The 18,606-nt window shown below is 45.8% G+C and carries 13 protein-coding genes; 3 read left to right on the top strand and 10 right to left on the bottom strand.

Annotation, left to right across the window (positions count from 1 at the left end; translation table 11 throughout):
• Positions 1 to 5 precede the first annotated feature (5 nt).
• From FGT79_RS02870 to FGT79_RS02855, 4 genes are all read right to left on the bottom strand, one after another.
• On the bottom strand, positions 6 to 1,577 hold the full coding sequence (locus FGT79_RS02870) for an ABC-F family ATP-binding cassette domain-containing protein (RefSeq protein ID WP_138751275.1): 1,572 nt from the start codon (positions 1,575 to 1,577) through the stop codon (positions 6 to 8).
• Positions 1,578 to 1,720: 143 nt separating this feature from the next.
• Positions 1,721 to 3,871, bottom strand: a complete 2,151-nt coding sequence (gene nasC, locus FGT79_RS02865; RefSeq protein ID WP_138751274.1) for an assimilatory nitrate reductase catalytic subunit NasC — start codon at positions 3,869 to 3,871, stop codon at positions 1,721 to 1,723.
• Complete coding sequence (gene nirB, locus FGT79_RS02860; protein WP_138751273.1) at positions 3,856 to 6,006, bottom strand: nitrite reductase large subunit NirB; 2,151 nt, start codon at positions 6,004 to 6,006, stop codon at positions 3,856 to 3,858. Before nirB ends, nasC begins: the two co-directional genes overlap by 16 nt.
• Positions 6,007 to 6,035: 29 nt before the next feature.
• On the bottom strand, positions 6,036 to 7,301 hold the full coding sequence (locus FGT79_RS02855) for a molybdopterin molybdotransferase MoeA (RefSeq protein WP_171056051.1): 1,266 nt from the start codon (positions 7,299 to 7,301) through the stop codon (positions 6,036 to 6,038).
• A 487-nt stretch (positions 7,302 to 7,788) separates the two neighbouring features.
• On the opposite strand from FGT79_RS02855, the gene FGT79_RS02850 reads away from it, so the two are divergent.
• Positions 7,789 to 9,030, top strand: a complete 1,242-nt coding sequence (locus tag FGT79_RS02850; RefSeq protein ID WP_138751271.1) for a nitrate/nitrite transporter — start codon at positions 7,789 to 7,791, stop codon at positions 9,028 to 9,030.
• A gap of 46 nt (positions 9,031 to 9,076) precedes the next feature.
• On the opposite strand, the gene nfsA is transcribed toward FGT79_RS02850, so the two are convergent.
• From nfsA to FGT79_RS02835, 3 genes are all read right to left on the bottom strand, one after another.
• Entirely contained in the window at positions 9,077 to 9,835 is a 759-nt protein-coding gene (gene nfsA / locus FGT79_RS02845; protein WP_138751270.1) for an oxygen-insensitive NADPH nitroreductase, read from the bottom strand.
• 161 nt (positions 9,836 to 9,996) lie between these two features.
• Positions 9,997 to 10,665, bottom strand: coding sequence for a ribose-5-phosphate isomerase RpiA (gene rpiA, locus FGT79_RS02840; RefSeq protein ID WP_138751269.1), 669 nt, complete (start codon positions 10,663 to 10,665; stop codon positions 9,997 to 9,999).
• A gap of 50 nt (positions 10,666 to 10,715) precedes the next feature.
• Positions 10,716 to 11,606, bottom strand: a complete 891-nt coding sequence (locus FGT79_RS02835; protein WP_138751268.1) for a LysR family transcriptional regulator — start codon at positions 11,604 to 11,606, stop codon at positions 10,716 to 10,718.
• A gap of 115 nt (positions 11,607 to 11,721) precedes the next feature.
• Between FGT79_RS02835 and FGT79_RS02830 the strand changes: the two genes are divergently transcribed.
• Both FGT79_RS02830 and FGT79_RS02825 read left to right on the top strand, forming a co-directional pair.
• Positions 11,722 to 13,113: an MFS transporter gene (locus FGT79_RS02830; protein ID WP_138751267.1), complete on the top strand. Its 1,392-nt coding sequence runs from the start codon at positions 11,722 to 11,724 to the stop codon at positions 13,111 to 13,113.
• Positions 13,114 to 13,283: 170 nt separating this feature from the next.
• Positions 13,284 to 13,577 (top strand): hypothetical protein, encoded by a 294-nt coding sequence (locus FGT79_RS02825; RefSeq protein ID WP_138751266.1) that lies wholly within the window; start codon positions 13,284 to 13,286, stop codon positions 13,575 to 13,577.
• Positions 13,578 to 13,629: 52 nt separating this feature from the next.
• Here FGT79_RS02825 and FGT79_RS02820 read toward each other — a convergent pair whose 3' ends face one another.
• Genes FGT79_RS02820 through FGT79_RS02810 form a run of 3 tightly spaced genes read right to left on the bottom strand, consistent with a single transcriptional unit; the run spans position 13,630 to position 18,499 of the window.
• Entirely contained in the window at positions 13,630 to 15,282 is a 1,653-nt protein-coding gene (locus FGT79_RS02820) for a GGDEF domain-containing response regulator (protein ID WP_138751265.1), read from the bottom strand.
• A gap of 18 nt (positions 15,283 to 15,300) precedes the next feature.
• Entirely contained in the window at positions 15,301 to 18,141 is a 2,841-nt protein-coding gene (locus tag FGT79_RS02815) for an ATP-binding protein (protein ID WP_138751264.1), read from the bottom strand.
• Positions 18,134 to 18,499 carry a response regulator transcription factor gene (locus tag FGT79_RS02810; RefSeq protein ID WP_138751263.1) on the bottom strand — a complete coding sequence of 122 codons (366 nt, stop codon included), beginning with the start codon at positions 18,497 to 18,499 and terminating at the stop codon, positions 18,134 to 18,136. Before FGT79_RS02810 ends, FGT79_RS02815 begins: the two co-directional genes overlap by 8 nt.
• Positions 18,500 to 18,606: the final 107 nt, after the last annotated feature.

The following is an 18,606-nucleotide window of genomic DNA, read 5'->3' as shown; positions in this document are numbered from 1 at the left end:
TGCCCCTAAACACTTTGCTGGCTAATCTGTCCGCCTGATTCATAGGTAAGCAGCTTGGTAGCAATTTTATCAATGAAGAATCGATCATGGCTTACGGTCACGACTGCGCCTGGGAAATGGATCAACGCTTGCTCCATCACTTGAATGCTTGTCAAATCAAGATGATTCGTCGGTTCATCAAGGATAATAATTTCTGCGCCGGACAATAAGCACTTTGCCAAAGCTACCCTTGCCTGCTGTCCCCCGGACAAGGTTCCGATAACCTTCTGAAGATCGGCTTCTGAGAATTGAAGCATGGACAGAAATTTATTGACCTTTTTGCGCGGTGCTTCTAGGCCGAGACCGAATACATTCACTGCATGGCTAACCGTATCCTTCTGATCGAGCTCATCCCACATCCGGTTGAAATAGGCATAGCTGACGCCTTTGCTGAAGCGAATCGCGCCTGCGTCCGGCTCTTCTTGTCCAGTGAGCACCTTAATCAAGGTTGACTTACCACTGCCATTCGGTCCGATAATCACAATTCGGTCTTCCTTCTGAATATCGAAGCTGACATTGTGGAAGATTTGTCTGTCATCGTAACTTTTGGAGATCGCATCAACGATACATAATTGATCGGGGAAGCGCAGGTTCTCATAGATATCTGTAATGAGGACATTCACTGGGTGGGGCTCAACCCTCTTTTTCAAATCGGCAAGCTTCCGAGACATACGGTCTTTGCCTGATTTTCTTTTGGAGCGATTATCAAGCTCCTCCGACTCCATAAGAAGAAGCTCCTCTTCCCATTCGAATTGGCGATCGAGCTCTTTCTTACGCAGCTTCTTCTTCCGAATATAATCGGTGTAATTGCCTTCGTATTCTTGGAAATGATAATTCTCAATTTCAATGGTGCGCGTAACGACCCTGTCAATAAACTGTCGATCATGGGATACGAGCAGCATCGTTCCGCCGAATCGGTTCAGCCATTGCTCCAGCCATGCGAGCCCGTCCAAGTCCAAGAAGTTAGTAGGCTCATCCAGAAGCACGACATCAGGCATCTCAATTAACAGCTTCGCTAGCGCTGCGCGGTTTCTCCAGCCACCAGACAACTGATCTACCGGCTGCTGACGTGAATGTTCATTGAAACCAAGCTTCGTAAGAACGGTATCGATCTCCACCGCTGCATTCCAGCCGTTGTGATGCTCCATCTCCTCGAATAGCTCAGCCTGACGATTCAGCAGCTTCTCCATCTCTTGGTCATCTGTTACAACGCCGAGCTTTTCTCCGACCTCGTTTAGTTCACGTTCAATCTTCCACACATGCTCATAACAAAGTTCGAGTTCCTCACGGACTGAACGGTTGCCGCTGAGCTCAGAGAATTGGGAGAAATAGCTCACCTTAACCTTCGGGTCGACTTCGACTTTCCCGGATGTCGGCTCCTCTCTACCGAGTATGAGCTTGAATACAGTAGACTTGCCTGCGCCATTTCTTCCAATAAGACCGATCCGTTCTCCCTTGCTTATGCGAAAATAAATATCTCGAAAAATCAATGTATCCTCGTATTTCTTCGTCACGTTCTCTAGTCGAATAATGCTCATGTCCTTCACCTCTGTATATGGTTGTAAACCACTTGCTGCCCTCATGTCAAGCCGAGATAGCAAGAGAGGACCGCCCAACGCCGCAGATGCGGCTATGAACGATCCTCGTGATAAGCAGAGTTCGGCGTGTGACACGTATTAGCTTACCGTGCTTGTTGGGCAACCGGCTTGAGCCGCAAAGGAGTAATGGAAACAGTCGACGTCTTGAAGCCGGGCATTTTGCAATTCGGGTCGAGCTCTGGACTTGTCGCTTTGTTAACGTTTTGTATGCCTCCCCAATGCATGGGCACAAACAACGTATCCTCCCTGATCTTCTCAGTGAAGCGGCTGCGAACGCTGAAGCTGCCTCTGCGTGAAGTAACCTCTACCCATTCGCCTTCTATAATATGATGCTTCTTCGCCGTTCTCGGATGAATCTCGACGAAATTTTCAACGTTTCTTGCTGCCAATGAGGGGCTCTTCCGAGTCTGAACGCCGCTCAGATAATGAGACAATATGCGGCCATTCGTTAGCGTTAACGGGAAATCGTCATTCGGCAGCTCCTGAGGCAATCTGCTCGCAACCGGGAATAATATCGCTTTGCCATCACGATGGGCGAAACCATGCTCGAACATCATACCTTGATTGCCTTCTTCTTCTGTTGACGGGCAAGGCCAGTAAATACCGCCTGTTCTTCTCAGCCTGTCATAGGTTATGCCATAGTAATCGGCTAATCCGCCTTTGCTAGCTAGACGCAGCTCCTCGAAGATCTGCTCTGCGCTTTCGAACGGAAAGAAGCGCTTCTTCCCTAATCTTTCGGCAATTTGGCATAAGATTTGCCAATCATGCCTGGTATCACCTGGCGTTTCAAGCTTTGATTCACGCAATAAGACGCGGCCTTCCAGATTCGTAAGCGTCCCGTCATTCTCTAGATAAGCGGTGACTGGCAGCACGACATCGGCCATTAAAGCTGTCTCAGACACGAACATGTCTGCTACGACTAGGAAGTCCAAATTTTTAAGTCCTTCTTCCACCAGATCTGCATTCGGATTCGATACAACCGGATTCGAGCCCATTACGAGCAGCGAACGGATGGATTTTTGGTGTACAAGCTCCATCATCTCATAAGCAGACACTCCTTTACGGGGAAGCTCATCAGGGTGGATTCCCCATACGCCTGACACATACTCACGGTCTTGGTCGTCCTCAATGCTGCGATAACCAGGTAACTGGTCAGCTTTCTGTCCATGCTCGCGACCGCCCTGTCCATTGCCTTGTCCGGTGACGGCACCGTAGCCGCAGCCTGGTTTTCCGATCTTGCCCGTTAGAAGCACCATGTTCAGAAAATTACGAACGGCTACATGACCGTCTGTCTGCTGTTCAACTCCTCTTGCAGTAAGGACGATGCCCGTTCCTGCGCTTCCATAAGCTTGTGCTGCGTCACGAATCTTCGCCACATCAACGCCAGTTAATTCGGCTACTTCACTGAGGTCTACTCCAGCTAAATGATCACATAGCTCTGCGTAACCATTCGTTTTTTGAGCAACGAATGCTTCATCCACCAGTTTCTCTTCGATAAGCACTTTCAGCAGGCCGTTCGCAAGCGCGGCATCCGTACCGGTTTTGAGCTGCAAATGAATGTCTGCTATAGCTGCTGTCGCTGTGGCACGAGGGTCAATGACTATAATGATGGCACCATTTTCCTTCGCTTTATTGAAATATGGCATTAAGGTTGGCTGGCATTCGGCTATGTTCGTCCCTGCCATAATAATACAGCGAGCCAGTGGTATGTCAGCTAACCGACAGGTAAGCCCGCGATCAATGCCGAACGTCTTACTGCCTGCCGAAGCGGCTGCGGACATGCAGAATCTGCCGTTGTAATCAATATATTTGGTGCCAAGCGCCACTCTTGCAAACTTGCCGAGTAGATAAGAAGATTCATTCGTCAGCGAACCGCCGCCATATAATCCAATTGAATCCGCCCCAAATTCCGCTATGCCAGCTTTGAAACGTTCTTCAATGGTAGACAAAGCTTCTTCCCATGTGGAAGGGACAAGCTCGCCATTCTTCCTTATTAATGGCTGAAGCAGACGTTCCTTGCTGGTAGCGTGCTGATGTGCATTCATCCCCTTGATGCATAACCTGCCTTCGGAAGCTGCGTTCGGAATGCCTTCTACCATATAGGTAAAGCGGCGGGAGCCTGGGACAGGCAGCTCCTTCGTAATCCGTATTTTACATTGAACGCTGCAGAATGGGCATTGTGTATCCGTCGCGAACCCCGAATCAATAGAAATTGGATCTAGCAGTTGCCGCATATTTCTTCACCTTGCCTTTCGTCATTTTTGTGCAGCATAACAGACGCTTCTGCACGTTCGACAAGCTCTAATCGGTATTCAGGGTCGAGAACCATTTCTCTAATTTCAACGATGCCTTCTCGTTCCACCCATTTCCATATGGCTTCACCATACTCCGCTTTTTCCCGATAAAGCTGTAGAATAGCGAGGGAGAGTGAGACGGCAATCGTATCAGAATCGACAATTCCGATTAATTGTCCCTGCTTGACCGGATGCTCGGAATGACCTCCAGCATAGATTTCCCAGCCTGCCGGCGCACCAGTGATGCCTATGTCATGAACAAGCACGCCAGCCGCTTGATGAAGACTCGAAGCGACGGCCGTTCTCACGACAGAAGGAAATTGCAAGTTGTGGCTTAGTGCCTGAAGCTCGGCACCCACTGACCGTGAATTGTAGAGCTGGCTAATAGGATCCCTAGACTCGAAATGTATTTTCATTTCCAACTGATTAGTAGAGCTCAGAACCAAGCTTTCATTATCGTCCGCGAACGTTTGCTTATGATAGAGGCCAGCATAATAATGAATAGCAGCTTGACATATTGTACAGCCTAATGGACGCTTCCAACCTAGACGAGCCATCAAATCTACCGTTGCGATTGGCGAGCTGGACGCGATAGCGGCTTTCAAACTCTCATGACTCGTTTCCGTACAACCGCAAATGGGTTCAGCCGCAGCTGATTGACCTGCTTTGCCATGGGTAAGCGCATATTGCACGATGGCATCAACCATTGGCCGACAGCCGCCGCAAGAGCTTGATGCTTTCGTACAATCTCTAACCTCGTCGGTCGTTTGCATGCCTTCTTCAAGAACGGCACACATGATGGCTCCTTTGCTCACGGCATTGCATGCGCATACCGTTTCGCGGTCCGGCATATTGGCTGCCAGCTCTTCCTTTGCATGACTACCGCTTGAACTTGTATTCGCAGCGAGCTGACTAATGGGAGCCTGGTTCTTCACCAAGTTCAATAGCTGCGTACCTTCTGAGGCATCCCCGAACAAAATGGCTCCTCGCACGACACCATCCTTCATCGTGACCTTCTTATAGGTTCCACGAATACCGTCATAGATCTGAACAGCCGTATCGGCTTGATCGGGCTGAATATCTCCTGCAGAGAACACTTCGACACCGGATACTTTCAGCTGCGCATAAGGAACAGAACCTTTATAAGGTGCGGGGGACTCTCCGCACAGCATACTCGCCAGCACTTTTCCCTGTTCATATAGCGGCGCTACAAGCCCGTAGGCTACACCGCGATGCTCTGCACACTCACCTACCGCGTAAATATTAGGTTTACTTGTACGCATATAATCATCCACGACGATAGCGCGGTTTATATCTATTCCACTTTTTTTGGCGAGCTCTATATTCGGACGAATGCCTACGGAAATAACGATTAAATCAGCCTCAAGCGTATTTCCATTGGTGAATCGAATCCCTTTGGCACGGTTCAGGCCGGTAATGCTTTCGGTTTCCTTGCTAAGCCAAAATCGCATACCTTGATCTTCCAATTCTTTGCGAAGCAGATCCGCCGACATGCGGTCAAGCTGTCTATTCATTAAATAAGGAGCATTGTGAATGACATCTGTTTCCATACCTAGATTCAATAAGCCTCTTGCTGCTTCTAAACCTAGAAGACCGCCGCCAATGACGGCTGCCTTTTTATATTTCTTGGCATAAGCCATCATTGTCTGACAATCATTAATGTTGCGGAACGAAATGACACCTTGCTTGTGTACGCCAGCGATCGGCGGGATGAATGCGGAGGAGCCAGTCGCTATGATCAGGCAATCGTAATCGGTACGGATGCCTGATACTGTTTTGACAAATTGAGATTCCGTATTAATCTGGGTAACTGTCTCATTCGTGTAGAGCCGTATTCCCCTTTCCTCATACCATGACCAGTCATTAATGACGATACTTTCAATAGAAGAATCACCTTGTAGTACTTTGGATAGCAATATTCGATTGTAATTCGGGTGCGGTTCATTCCCGAATACCGTAATTTGATATTTCTGCGGAGCAAGCTTAATCACTTCTTCTATACACTTGATTCCTGCCATTCCGTTTCCAATGACGACTAATCTTTCTCTACTCATGTATGTTCACATCCACTCGCATGTTTTTGCTATATTGTTAGAGAAACAAAACGGACTTCCTGTCCTGCGTCAGCCCCGGCACCTCCGGCCGGAATTAGAACGAGCGCATTTGCCCGAGCAAACGCGGCAACATTGCCTGACTTGTCGTTTCGCAGCGGCTCTATCAACCATTCTTTCTCCCCGCGGTATACGAATGCACGTACATATCTAGGATAAGGCGAAGGCTTCTGAACGGCTTCGATCAGTTTCCCGTCCTGCCAATCGGAGCGGTATTCGTTCCTGCCTGCCGCTTTGAGAACGACTGGCCGAAGGAGCAGCTCCAAGCCAGCGAAACAAGCTGAGGGATTCCCCGAGAGGCATACAATCAATTTGGAACCGATTTGATATGCCGATGTTGGAGTACCCGGCCGCATAACTACCTTTGTGAATAGTGGGACGCAGCCTATGCTTTCTGCAGCAGCCTTCACATAATCATACTCTCCAACGGAAACTCCGCCTGTCGTTACAACAATATCTGCTTGCTGTAATGCTGATGTTAGAGTATCTGCTAGCGTTCGGGGGCAGTCCGGAACCGGTGCGTTTCGAATGACATGCGCACCAAGCTCACGCAGTCTCGCGCTCACCATGAACCCATTTGCATCATAGATCTGCCCAGAACCAAGCTGCTCCCCTGGCAGTCTAAGCTCGTCGCCTACCGGCACGATTGCAATCGTCGGTCGTTTATATACGTAAACTTCCGTTTGCCCGAATGAGGCAAGCACAGCAATTTCCTTCGCTTTAATAGAAACTCCTCTATACAGCACCTTCATGCCTAGCGGAACATCCTCGCCTTTCTCGGCGATATGTTGACCTCTTGGGTAGGTTCGATCAATCTGAACAGAAGGCTCGCCCATTATACTGTTGCGCGGAACGGCCGTTTCCTGCATAACAATACAATCATAGCTGGCTGGTACAGGTGCACCTGTGAATATACGGACCGCATTCATGATGCCTTCGTCCATTGTATAATCTGCTTCGATCGATCCAGCACGGATCTCGTCCCTAACCTGCAGCAGCGCGGGCTTCTCCTTGCTTACTCCTGCTGATGCAGAAGCGCAAATCGCGTAACCATCCATCGCTGCACGCCGGAATGGGGGCAGAGGGAACGGACTCTCGAAATCACATGCGAGCACTCTAGATAGTGCTTCTTCTAATGGTACTTTTTCAAAGGATGGCTCTTGCCAATCCCGTGTCATCTTCATGACGGCTATGGAAACAGATGCTGTAAGCGGGTTTTGCACGCTAATGACCGACATTTTATCAACCCCCAGCACGTTATTTGAGCAAAATGAACAGAAAAAGCCCTTTCCCATGTTCAAGGAAAAGGCATCGTTGCCGTTTGAGATCGCACGCCACTGTGCGTTATTCGTTCTAATATGTATAGATTAGTTGATGACAGAATATATGTCAATATACATAACACCGTATTTTGATTATTTTACGATATAAAAAATATTTGTGTAAGGTATATTGACATGCACATTACGTGATCTTATAATTCGAGTTGGGATTACAAATTTGTTATCCGTTAATAGCAAGGTCGCACAATGACGTGCAACCAATGGCAATGAGGCCGCATTTCGTTCCTATTTAAGGACGGGTTGCGGCTTTTTTTAATATAGGAATGTATATCCTCAGGCTATACATTCTCTATATTTCTTGGAATGAAACGCGCTGCACCGTCAAAGTACGGGACAGCCGTTTCACCTTGGGTTTACTACAGATGTTAAGGGAGAGATTAGGATGGAGAGAAAAGGATTTTGGCAAAGCGGGCACAAACCCACACTATTCAGTGCATTTCTTTATTTTGACATGAGCTTCATGATTTGGGTACTAATTGGTCCCTTAGCTGTTATTATTGCAGCCGACTATCCGATGGATCCTGTGCAAAAAGCTAACCTTGTTGCTCTTCCTATATTAGGAGGTTCGATTCTACGATTAGTGTTAGGATTCATGACAGACTACATCGGGCCGAAGCGCACCGCACAGTTCGGTATGCTCTTTACCCTCGTTCCCTTGATTATGGGTTGGAAATTTGTTGATTCATTGGATCAACTGTACGTTGTAGCGTTATTGCTTGGTGTTGCTGGAGCTTCATTTGCCGCAGCCTTGCCACTCGCCAGTCAATGGTATTCGAAGGAGCACCAAGGTCTGGCGATGGGTATCGCTGGAGCCGGCAATAGTGGTACGGTTATCTCCACGCTGTTCGCCAACCGTATTGCTCAGCATTATGGCAGTTGGGAAGTTGTGTTCGGACTTGCTATCATTCCAATTGTTCTCGTCTTTATTATCTTTACGATCTTTGCGAAAAACAGTCCGAATCGTCCAGCTCCTAAGAAGCTGTCTCAATATGCACAGGTGCTGAAGCAAGGTGATGCCTGGATATTCTGCGCATTCTATTGTGTAACTTTCGGGGGATTTGTTGGACTATCAAATTACTTAACGATCTTTTTCAATACGCAATACGGCCTCTCGCCAGTTAGAGCAGCAGACTTTACAACCTTTTGCGTCATCGCAGGCAGCTTCTTCCGACCTGTTGGCGGATATTTATCGGATAAAATCGGCGGCGCAAAAATGTTAACCATTCTGTACGGCGGAGCCGGCCTAATGCTTGCAGCTGTTTCTTCACTGCCTTCGCTTCCTATCGTGATTACGATGTTGTTTATCGGTATGATGTGCTTAGGAGCAGGTAATGGCTCCGTATTCCAACTCGTACCGCAACGCTTCGGCGGCGAGCTTGGTCTTATGACAGGCATTATCGGTGCAGCAGGCGGACTTGGCGGTTATGCCTTACCACTCATTCTTGGAAAACTGTACCAATCAACTGGTTCTTATACATCAGGGTTCCTGATCCTGAGTGCAGTGACGCTTGCCGCGCTTGTCCTGCTAACCGTCATGCAAGCCAAATGGAAAACTAAATGGATGGCTAAAGGTGGAAAAGCAAATATCGAGCATTTGTCAGATACCGCTCAAGTGAACGTGTAAATAAATAATTCAAGTTATTTCAAGCGCCCTTAGACTGTGTTCGCTATCAGTCTAAGGGTATTTTGTTTTCCTTTAAAAACTGCTTCAAATAAAGTCTCTTCGGACGCTGGAGCTGCTTAGACATCGATTCGGTCCATCGGTCATTACGCGCTCCATTCGTTCTAGCAGAGTAATAATCAGATATGGTCCGATCATACTGATGAAGCTGCTCCTTCAACTGATCAGGATTCGGATTGTAACGATCTTCATGATAAACGTTAGCAATAGGCAAGCGCGGCTTCGTATCAGACAGGTTGGTTGGGTATCCAACGCTTAATCCGAATAAAGGAATGACTCGGTTAGGCGTTCCCAGCAACGATGAAACCTCATGCAGCTTGTTCCTCAAGCCCCCGATATAACATATGCCAAGTCCCATGGACTCTGCCGCAACTGCTGCGTTCTGTGCAGCCAGTCCGGTATCGATCAATCCAATCATGAACATTTCGGTAGAGTTTAAAGACTGCTCGATCTCAGCGGTAAGTTCTCCTTCGATCTCGGCTGCAAGCTCTAGCCTATGAAGATCCATGCAGAACACGAAGAAATGTCCGTTCTTTGCGACATAGGCCTGATCACCAGAAAGTTCTGCAAGCTTGTCCTTGATCTCTTGGTCCTTAATGCCGATGATGCTATAAGCTTGAACATAGCTGGATGTAGCAGCAGCTTGCGCGCTTTGTACGATGATGCTGATTTGCTCTTCAGTCAGTGGCTTGTCCAGGTAAGAGCGAATGGAGCGATGGTTAAGCAGCAAATTGATCGTGTCATTCATTTGGTCACGTCCTTTTAAATAGTATGATTACTAGCCTTTTCACTTCGCGAGAAAATGTTTCCCATAATCCGTACTCGCCAGCTGTATACTAAAATATCCTGTGAGACCGTTTATACGGTCATACAGGACGCATTGCAGTATATTATCATACCTATGATAAATTATTTGCTCAAAACGCGAACAGAGCCATCTGTACTGCCGACAATGACTTGACCAGCCATACCAATAAATAATCCATGATCCACGATGCCTGGAATCAAATTCAACATCGTATGAAGCTTCTCCGGCTCTGGTATGCTCTCAAAGTGACAATCAGCTATATAATTCCCGTTGTCCGTTACAAATATCTGATGATCTTCTCTTCTTATCACCGGCTCAGCACCCAGCTTCTTTAGCTTTCGCACGGTCATCTCGAACCCGAACGGTACAATCTCAACAGGCAGCGGGAATCGACCAAGTACAGGGACTACCTTACTCTCATCAACGACGACAATCAGCAGCTTGCTTGCTGCCGCAACGATCTTCTCCCTCAGCAGTGCTCCACCACCACCCTTAATTAGATTCCACTCCCCATCAACCTCGTCCGCACCGTCTATCGTCACATCGATCTCTTCCAGCTCCGTGAATGAAATCATCGGTATATTTAGATCAATCGCGAGCTCTTCGGATTGTTTCGAAGTCGCGATCGCCTTCACCGAAAGTCCGTCCTTTACCCGTTGTCCGATTTTTTGAATGGCATAATATGCAGTTGATCCTGTTCCTAATCCGACAATCATACCATCCTTAATCGATTCCACAGCTTTCTCAGCTGCTATCCGCTTCGACTCCATCTGTTAAACTCTCCTCTTCCATTTGAAATCAGTTCTAGTAGCGAGTGTGATCAAGTTCCCTGCTTGGCTATCGTCTCAAAATAACGTATGACTACATCGCGGAATTCCTCGGCAGCCCGTGAAATGTAGCGACTCCGATGCCATAACAAAGCGATTTCCCGAACTAATTCACAATTCTCTATTCGGAGATAATGAATATTCTCCCTTGGATTCCTTGCTGTACTTGGTATGAAGGCTAGGCCAATCTCGGCCTCCACAAGAGTGCTTAGCCGTGCGGGCTCATCCCCCTCATACACATATTTAGGTACGAATCCAGCCGCAGATTTGCACACAGAGTCAATGAGATCTCGAGTACCGTAGCCTCTCTTTACACCTACAAACCATTCGTCTCTCAGCTCAATTAAGGATACACTGCTTCGCTCTGCTAGCCGATGCCCTTTTGGAACAGCTACAAGAATGGGGTCAATGAACACGATTTGACTTTCAATGTCATCCCGTTTAATTGGAGGTGAAGATAAACCAAAATCAACTTCTCCTCGATCAAGAAGGGTTACCATTTCATTCATGGTCAGCATTTGCACATGAAATTGAATGTTGGGACGTTTTTTCCGAAATTCGCGAAGGATATTGGGCAATGTGCTTGCGGTGGTCACTGCTAATTCGAGTGTACTATGTTCAGGGCTAGTTAATTCGCGAAGCTCCTGTTTGCCCTGTTCCAACTCGAACAAAGCCCTTTCTGCACGACGGAGGAATCTGCTTCCGAACTCATTCAATCGCAGCTTTCTCCCCATTCGATCGAATAAAGGAACACCTAGATCCTCCTCCAAGCGTTGAATGGTTTTGCTAAGTGACGATTGCGTAACATGCAGATTTCGCGCTGCTTCGGTCACATGTTCCAGACGTGCGACTGCGATAAAATATTGCAGCTGCAGTAGTTCCATCTCGCACCTCCACTCATTCCTTTCAGTCCATGAGATTATAACATGAAATGCGTTGGAATGAATAATCGTTTTCAAGTAAGATATCATTAAAATACGCTAGAGGGGAACTCAAAAAATGAATGCACACAGCAGGCGGTTAATGGTTTCAGTCGGTCTAGGAATACTGTTGAATCCATTAAACTCTTCAATGGTTTCTGTTGCGCTTCCGGATCTGCAGCATAAGTTCCAACTTGACTTCACAGGTGTTTCCTGGATTATTTTCTCATTCTATATCGCAAGCAGCATCGCTCAGCCTGTGATGGGAAAAGCAAGTGATTTATTCGGCCGTAGAAACATCTTTCTAATCGGGCTTGTAGTAGCCTTCATTGCATCACTATTAGCTCCACTATCGTCAACCTTCGGATGGCTCATCGTGTTCCGTATTGTACAAGCAATTGGAACAAGTATGATGGTTGCCGTTGGGATGGCCATTGTCCGCATTCACATTACAGAGAAACAAGCGACTGCGCTGTCTGTTTTGTCCATATTTTTATCCGGTGCGGCAGCCATTGGCCCCTTTATTGGAGGTGTAATCATAAGCGGGTGGGGCTGGCCAGCCATCTTTTTCGTCAATATTCCATTCGTAGTGATAAGCTTCCTGTTATCTTGGCGAAATATTCCAAAAGACGAGCCTAGAGAATCCTCTTCAACGGGCATGTCCACTCGCAAATGGTTACAAGTCATTGATGCGCCTGGGATTCTACTCTTCACATTGGGGCTAACTGCTTTGCTCTTTGGCGTACTCTCGGCAAAATCATCTGGGCATGTCACATTTGAAAATGCTATGGTCATGCTGACTGGCCTCACTGCTATTGGGGTATTTGTTCGACATGAGTTAAAAGTTGCATCCCCTTTTATTCCATTGCGCACGTTCGCCAAATACCCAGCAATTACTAAGGTTAATGTCGAATTCATGCTCGTTAATGTCCTTTATTATTCACTCTTTTTCGGACTTCCCTCCTACTTGCAAGTGGTTCGGCATGTCAGCGAATTCCAAACAGGTATGCTCATGCTAAGCTTAGGCTTGTGTTCATTAGTTACTTCTCCAATAGCTGGACGATGGATTGATAAATCTGGGCCAAGGCCTGCATTAGTGGTATCGGCAATTCTGATGACACTAGGATCGTTATGGCTTGCGACTTTGAATCAAACGTCACCTGTGATCAGCGTATGCTTGGCATTGGCTGCATTCGGAATTAGCAATGGGCTCAACAATGTCGGTATGCAAGCTGCTTTGTTCCAAAGCTCTCCGAAAGAAATAATCGGTGTGGCATCTGGATTATTCAATACATCCAGATATCTAGGAACGATCCTGTCTTCCTTGCTAATCAGTATCGTAATGGGAGACAAATTTAATTTCGATGGGTTTCAATTGCTAGCAATTATTCTTACGATCATTTCATTATCTTTAGTATGGATGAGCCTACGGTACCGAAAGTCCGAGCATGTGAGCTTAACTAATCATTAAGTCACTGTTGCTCAGCTAAGCAGTCCTACTAAAGGACGAATATGATCAATTAGCGTACGCTATTTATGTCGTTAATTATTAGCGATATGCAAACAATAACCGACAAACATTACAGCAACCATCTGTTACTATTTTCAATAGGTTGTCCAACACAGATAGGAGCGCTGATTATGAACACAATAGCGAATGAGCATTTCCAGAACGAAACGATTGCATTTGACGGTTTTAGCTTTATTGGATGTACCTTTACGAACTGCGTTATTATTATAACGACACTCGACTTTAACTTCGAGCATTGTTCGTTTTTCGAGTCCTCCTTGCATGTTAATCCGAAGCTGTCCATTTTTTCTATCTCACATAAGCTTTCGCAATCGACTTACGATTCAGAAACGACATGCTTCCGGAATGACTTCAAATACCCGCAAACCGTTGTCGAACTGCCTGCCGCGATTACTAGGCCATAGTGATACAACAAAAATCGCACTTCCATTTGGAAGTGCGATTTTTGCTGTGCGCTTATTCACTTACGATTCGACTGGCCAATCGTTCAATTCGCAGCATGAGCTCCTGCATATGGAACGGTTTAATGACATAATCGTCAGCGCCGATCTCCAATGCTTGTATAATGTCCTCCGGCTGATTACGTGCCGTCAGCATGACGATAAGCAGCTGCTGTTCAGGAAAGCTTCTTCGAAGCTCTCTAAGCACGTCCAACCCATCGAGCTCGGGCATCGAACCATCCAGCAAAATAATATATTTCTCACCCTCGCGGTACCAATCAGAGGATAAGAATGTTTTGCCGTCCTCAAACCCATACGCTTTAACCGTTGTTTGGCTTGTAGGCTTCCAATCGGCGAAGCGGCTGATTAGAATATCTCTAATCAACGGATCATCATCTACCACTATAAGATTAAGTGAGCTTTCCGTTTTGTGCTCCGATATGTCCATGGAATAAACAATGGTTTGGTTTCTTCCACCGCGTTTCGCAGCGTAAAGAGCTTGGTCTGCTTGATCCACAAGCTTCTCCGCTTGAGTTACGCTGCCCGAGATCTGGGTAATGCCTGATGAGAATGTCACCTGGAAGGTTTCATCTTTCGAAACAAAGTTAATGGCATTAAATTGTCGCCTCAGTTGATCAAGCAGATTTGCCGCTTGCACGCTGTCCAGATGAGGAAGAACTAATGCAAACTCCTCCCCGCCATATCTGCAAAATATGCCTTTGTTCTGGAAGATATTGCGTGCAGAAGCCGCGAAGGCTTGCAGCACTTCATCTCCTTTCAGATGACCATATGAATCATTCACATGCTTGAAGTGGTCTAGATCGAGCATAACCAAGGAAAAAACATCCTGCCTTTGTTCATAGGCCTGAATCTGATGTCTCATCACATCATTGAAATGTTTGCGATTGTAAGCGCCAGTTAATTCGTCTAGAGTGATCGATCTCTCCCAATCAACCTTCATCATAAATCGATTATCGATAAGTGCAGTCAGCAATGCTACATCAAAAGGTTTTGCAAGAAAATCCATTGCACCAGAACGATAAGCACTAATTTGATTTTCTACAGAGAAGTTGCCGCTAACCATAATAATCGGAATATGTTCTAGTTTTGCTTTCTCCACAATTTGGTTAAGAACTTCCATTCCACTTTGATCAGGAAGAACGATATCCAGTAGAAGAAGACATGGCTTCCATTGATAAAATAACTTTAATCCGCGTTCCGCTGTCAGCCCGATTGATACCTGGTAATCGTTCTTTTCGAGCACTTCTTTAACATAGGTAACGAAATCCACATCATCATCAATAACGAGCACCCGTTTTTGATCAAGCGAGCTGTCTTGTGATGACTTGGGCTTAAGCGCTGCTGCTTTTACCGTTTCAGCAGGAGGCTCGTTGTGGATCATCTCAGAATTGAACATATTCGTTAGAGGTACCACATGCTCAGACCATTCAGAGCATGTGAGCGTTCTGACGCTTTTCTCTACAAACAGACTTTCTTTGGACGCGGAGAATCTCTCCATCTCCATTAAACCAATCGTTCCGCTTGTGCCTTTGAGATTGTGGAAAAAACGATGCAGCTCATGCTCCTCTACGATTTCTTGCAAGGTCCATTCTTCAATGGTTTGTAAAATACGTTGTTGAATGAGCAGTTTGTATTTTTCAGTTTTCATTGCAATAAGCTCCTTCAATTAACGCAGCATGCGTGAAATAGCAGCACTTAATTTGCCTGGCAAATAGGGCTTAACAAGAAATTCGGTAATTCCCCACTGTGATGCTTTTTCTTTCTCTTCAAATGCGCTTGATATAATAATCGGAATATTTAGTAGAAGATCTGTTTTTTTGATTTTGCTAACAATATCCCAACCGGTTACGCCAGCTTCAAGCATCAGATCAACCACAACGATGTCTGGATTCAGCTTTTCGATGGCATTAATCGCCAAGGTGCCTTCTTTGAAGAGGTGAACCTGAAAACCACTGGCAAGCAGCTCATCACTTAAAAGTGTTGCTAGATTATGATCATTCTCAACGAGCATGACTTGGATTGAAGCTTCATTCCACACTGTGCTGCTCGTAGTTTCACTCTCGGCTTGTGTGGATTGCTCAGCAATTGGCAATGATACTGTGAAGATACTGCCTTGTCCAAATTCAGATTGCACGTCGATTTTCCCTTCATGCTTCGTCACAATTTCTTTAACGATAGCTAAACCTAATCCGGTTCCGCCAATTTCCCGGCGATCGGTATTATCCACTCTGTAAAATTTATTAAACAGGTTTTTCATCGCTTCTGGAGGAATACCAAGTCCATGATCCTCAATCCGAATGAAATATTGACCGTTGTTCATACCGCTAACAATATCAATATTACCGCCATTAGGTGAATATTTAATCGCATTGCTGAGTAGATTGATGATGACTTGATGAAGCTTGTCTCGGTCGGCAAGCACGATGGCGTTAGCCGCATCGTCCTGCCACGTTATTTGATGATTAGAAGCTGAGAGCTGCTGCACTTCAATCGCCTCTGTAATTAACGAGGTTAAAGATATAAGCTTCATCTCATACGTCTGTTTTCCCGATTCCATTCTTTGCAAATCCAGGAAGTCATTAATTAACGTCGTTAATCGTCTGGCCTCCTGATGGATGGTCATCATATACTTACGCTGGCGCTCTGGTTTAAGCTCTCGGTGCAGCAGCAGCTCAGCGAATCCAAGGACGCTTGCAAGAGGTGTTCGCAGCTCGTGGCTTACCGTACTTACGAACTCCGATTTCATACGATCAACCTCGTATTCCTTCGTGATATCCCGGTGGACAAGCAGCAAGCCGAATTTCACACCATTGCGATAGAGAGGCTCGCAATAAATCTGAATGAACCTTCTGTCTGGCTCGGTAATTTCATAGGTAATGTTGCGCATGCCTTGATAATGCCCATATTGGACAAGCCCTTCCATAAAGGGAATGAGCGCTTCCGGCTGAGCAACGACGGAGCGGATATGCGCATTGAAATGTTCGAATGGCATTTTGGCCGCATGTGTGTCATCCAAGAAGAATGGTAAAATATCGGACATCTTGCGATTGATTTGCAGCGTCGTGCCATCCAAATCAAGCAATTGAATGCCTTCTTGAATAGTATCAAGCATATCGCTGGTCATCAGCCTCTGCTTCTCCGATATCTCGTATAGCTCAAGCTTGTCGAAAGCTAAGGAAACCTGAATCATCATTCCAGCAATTTCATCTTCCTCTTGTTTGGAGATAACCCGATTAACTTTCGTTATCATCATACATGCAACCATTTCTTGGCTTGCGTTAAGTATGGGCATAATCAGATCCGTCGCTTGCATAGGTGACTCATGGTAGCCTTGTTCGCCAATCGAGCAATCCCGAACGATGCTGTATGCTTTTTTACTTTGTGCTGCTCTGAGCATGACGCCGTCATTCAAGCTGTTTATGAACTGATGAGCCGCTTGTTCGGAAACGCCTACTGATGCAAAGTCGTGATTTTTATCCAGCATTACGATTAAACCTTTATCGCTCTGCGTTATGGAAACGATATTCGTAATAATACTCTCGAGCAATTCTGTTTGATCCAGCGTATTAGAGAGAGATTGGACAAGATTGTTTCGTTTCTCCAAATAGTTCTCGTTCTGCTCCATGACTCCAACAGCCAATTGCAATTCCTCTTGTTGAGCGTGGAGTTCGTCTTGCTGCGCCATAAGCTCCTCATTCTGCGCGACTAGCTCTTCTTCCTTGTTCTGAATCTGAATCATCATCATACGGAAGGTACGAGCTAATTCTCCTAACTCATCTTCTCGATCCTTGAGCTCAAGCTCACTATAATCACCGTTCGCAAAGTTTCTGGCTTGGCTTGTAAGTGACAATAAAGGTATGCCTATAGACTTGGCAACCCTTCTTGTAAGTAAGGTGGATACAATTAAAATAAATAGGATATACACAATAAAAATGATAGCAAGATAAGAAAGTTTTTGAATCAACTGGTCGTTTTTCTGCTCCGAGATGTGCCTAACTTGTGATTCCAGATCATGCGAGTATGTAATCAGCTTATTAACCGGATTATCTTCGCCAGCAGATACGAGAATACGAAGTGCCGCATAATTCTCAGTCTTTGCGTATTCAATGGCTTTTGGCAATAATTCATCAAAATAATCGGTGAAAAAGCTCTCGATGTTCTGCATGACTTCTTTTTCCGACGCGCTTAATGACATTTTTTTGATTTCAATGAGATTTTGATCTAAAGCAGCTTTCTCAACAAATAGTTGCTTATATTCATAATCTGACAAATAAACATAATAGCCTCTTGCTCGTAAAATAACTTCCTTTGAGTGGTCTGCGATTGCCGATACAAGCTCCTGCTTCTCACGCAGCAGTGTCGTTTCGGCGGAGTAGTTTCGCAAGGCCGTGACGGTGCTTACCACTACCAACACAGCTCCAATCAAAATTAAACTCAAGGAAAGCATCATCATGGCTACAAATTGTCTTGTTATTCGCTTATTCAAATAGCGGCGCAGCTTACCCACGAAGCATCTCCTCTACCTTGCCTATTAGCTCTATCGGACTAAAGGGCTTCGACATGAAGCCGTCAGCACCGGCTATCAGTACTTTCTCTTGCTCGGCCTGCTGACTTTTAGCAGATAACATTAATATTTTGGCATGCTGCCTGTTTTCAAGCTGCCTCGTTTGTTCTATAACCTCGATACCCGTCATTTTCGGCATCATATAATCCAAAATAATGAGATCAAACATCGTTTCTTTAATTTTTTGCAACGCTTCTTCCCCATCTGCCGCTTCTTCCAGCGTATACCCTTCATCCTCAAGCGTGTCTGCGATAAGCATACGCAAGATCGGTTCATCCTCAGCAATCAATAGTGTTTTCAAGTAATAATCCTCCGCTGTCATTAAAATTAGACTATTTCGACATCACACGCCAAAATACTACAATCTTATTAACGATTCGACATTATCATCAGAAATCCTCCGTCCAT

The organism is Paenibacillus sinopodophylli, assembly GCF_005930355.1.
Classification (GTDB): Bacteria; Bacillota; Bacilli; order Paenibacillales; family Paenibacillaceae; genus Pristimantibacillus; species Pristimantibacillus sinopodophylli.
This window is presented reverse-complemented; position numbering and strand designations above follow the sequence as displayed.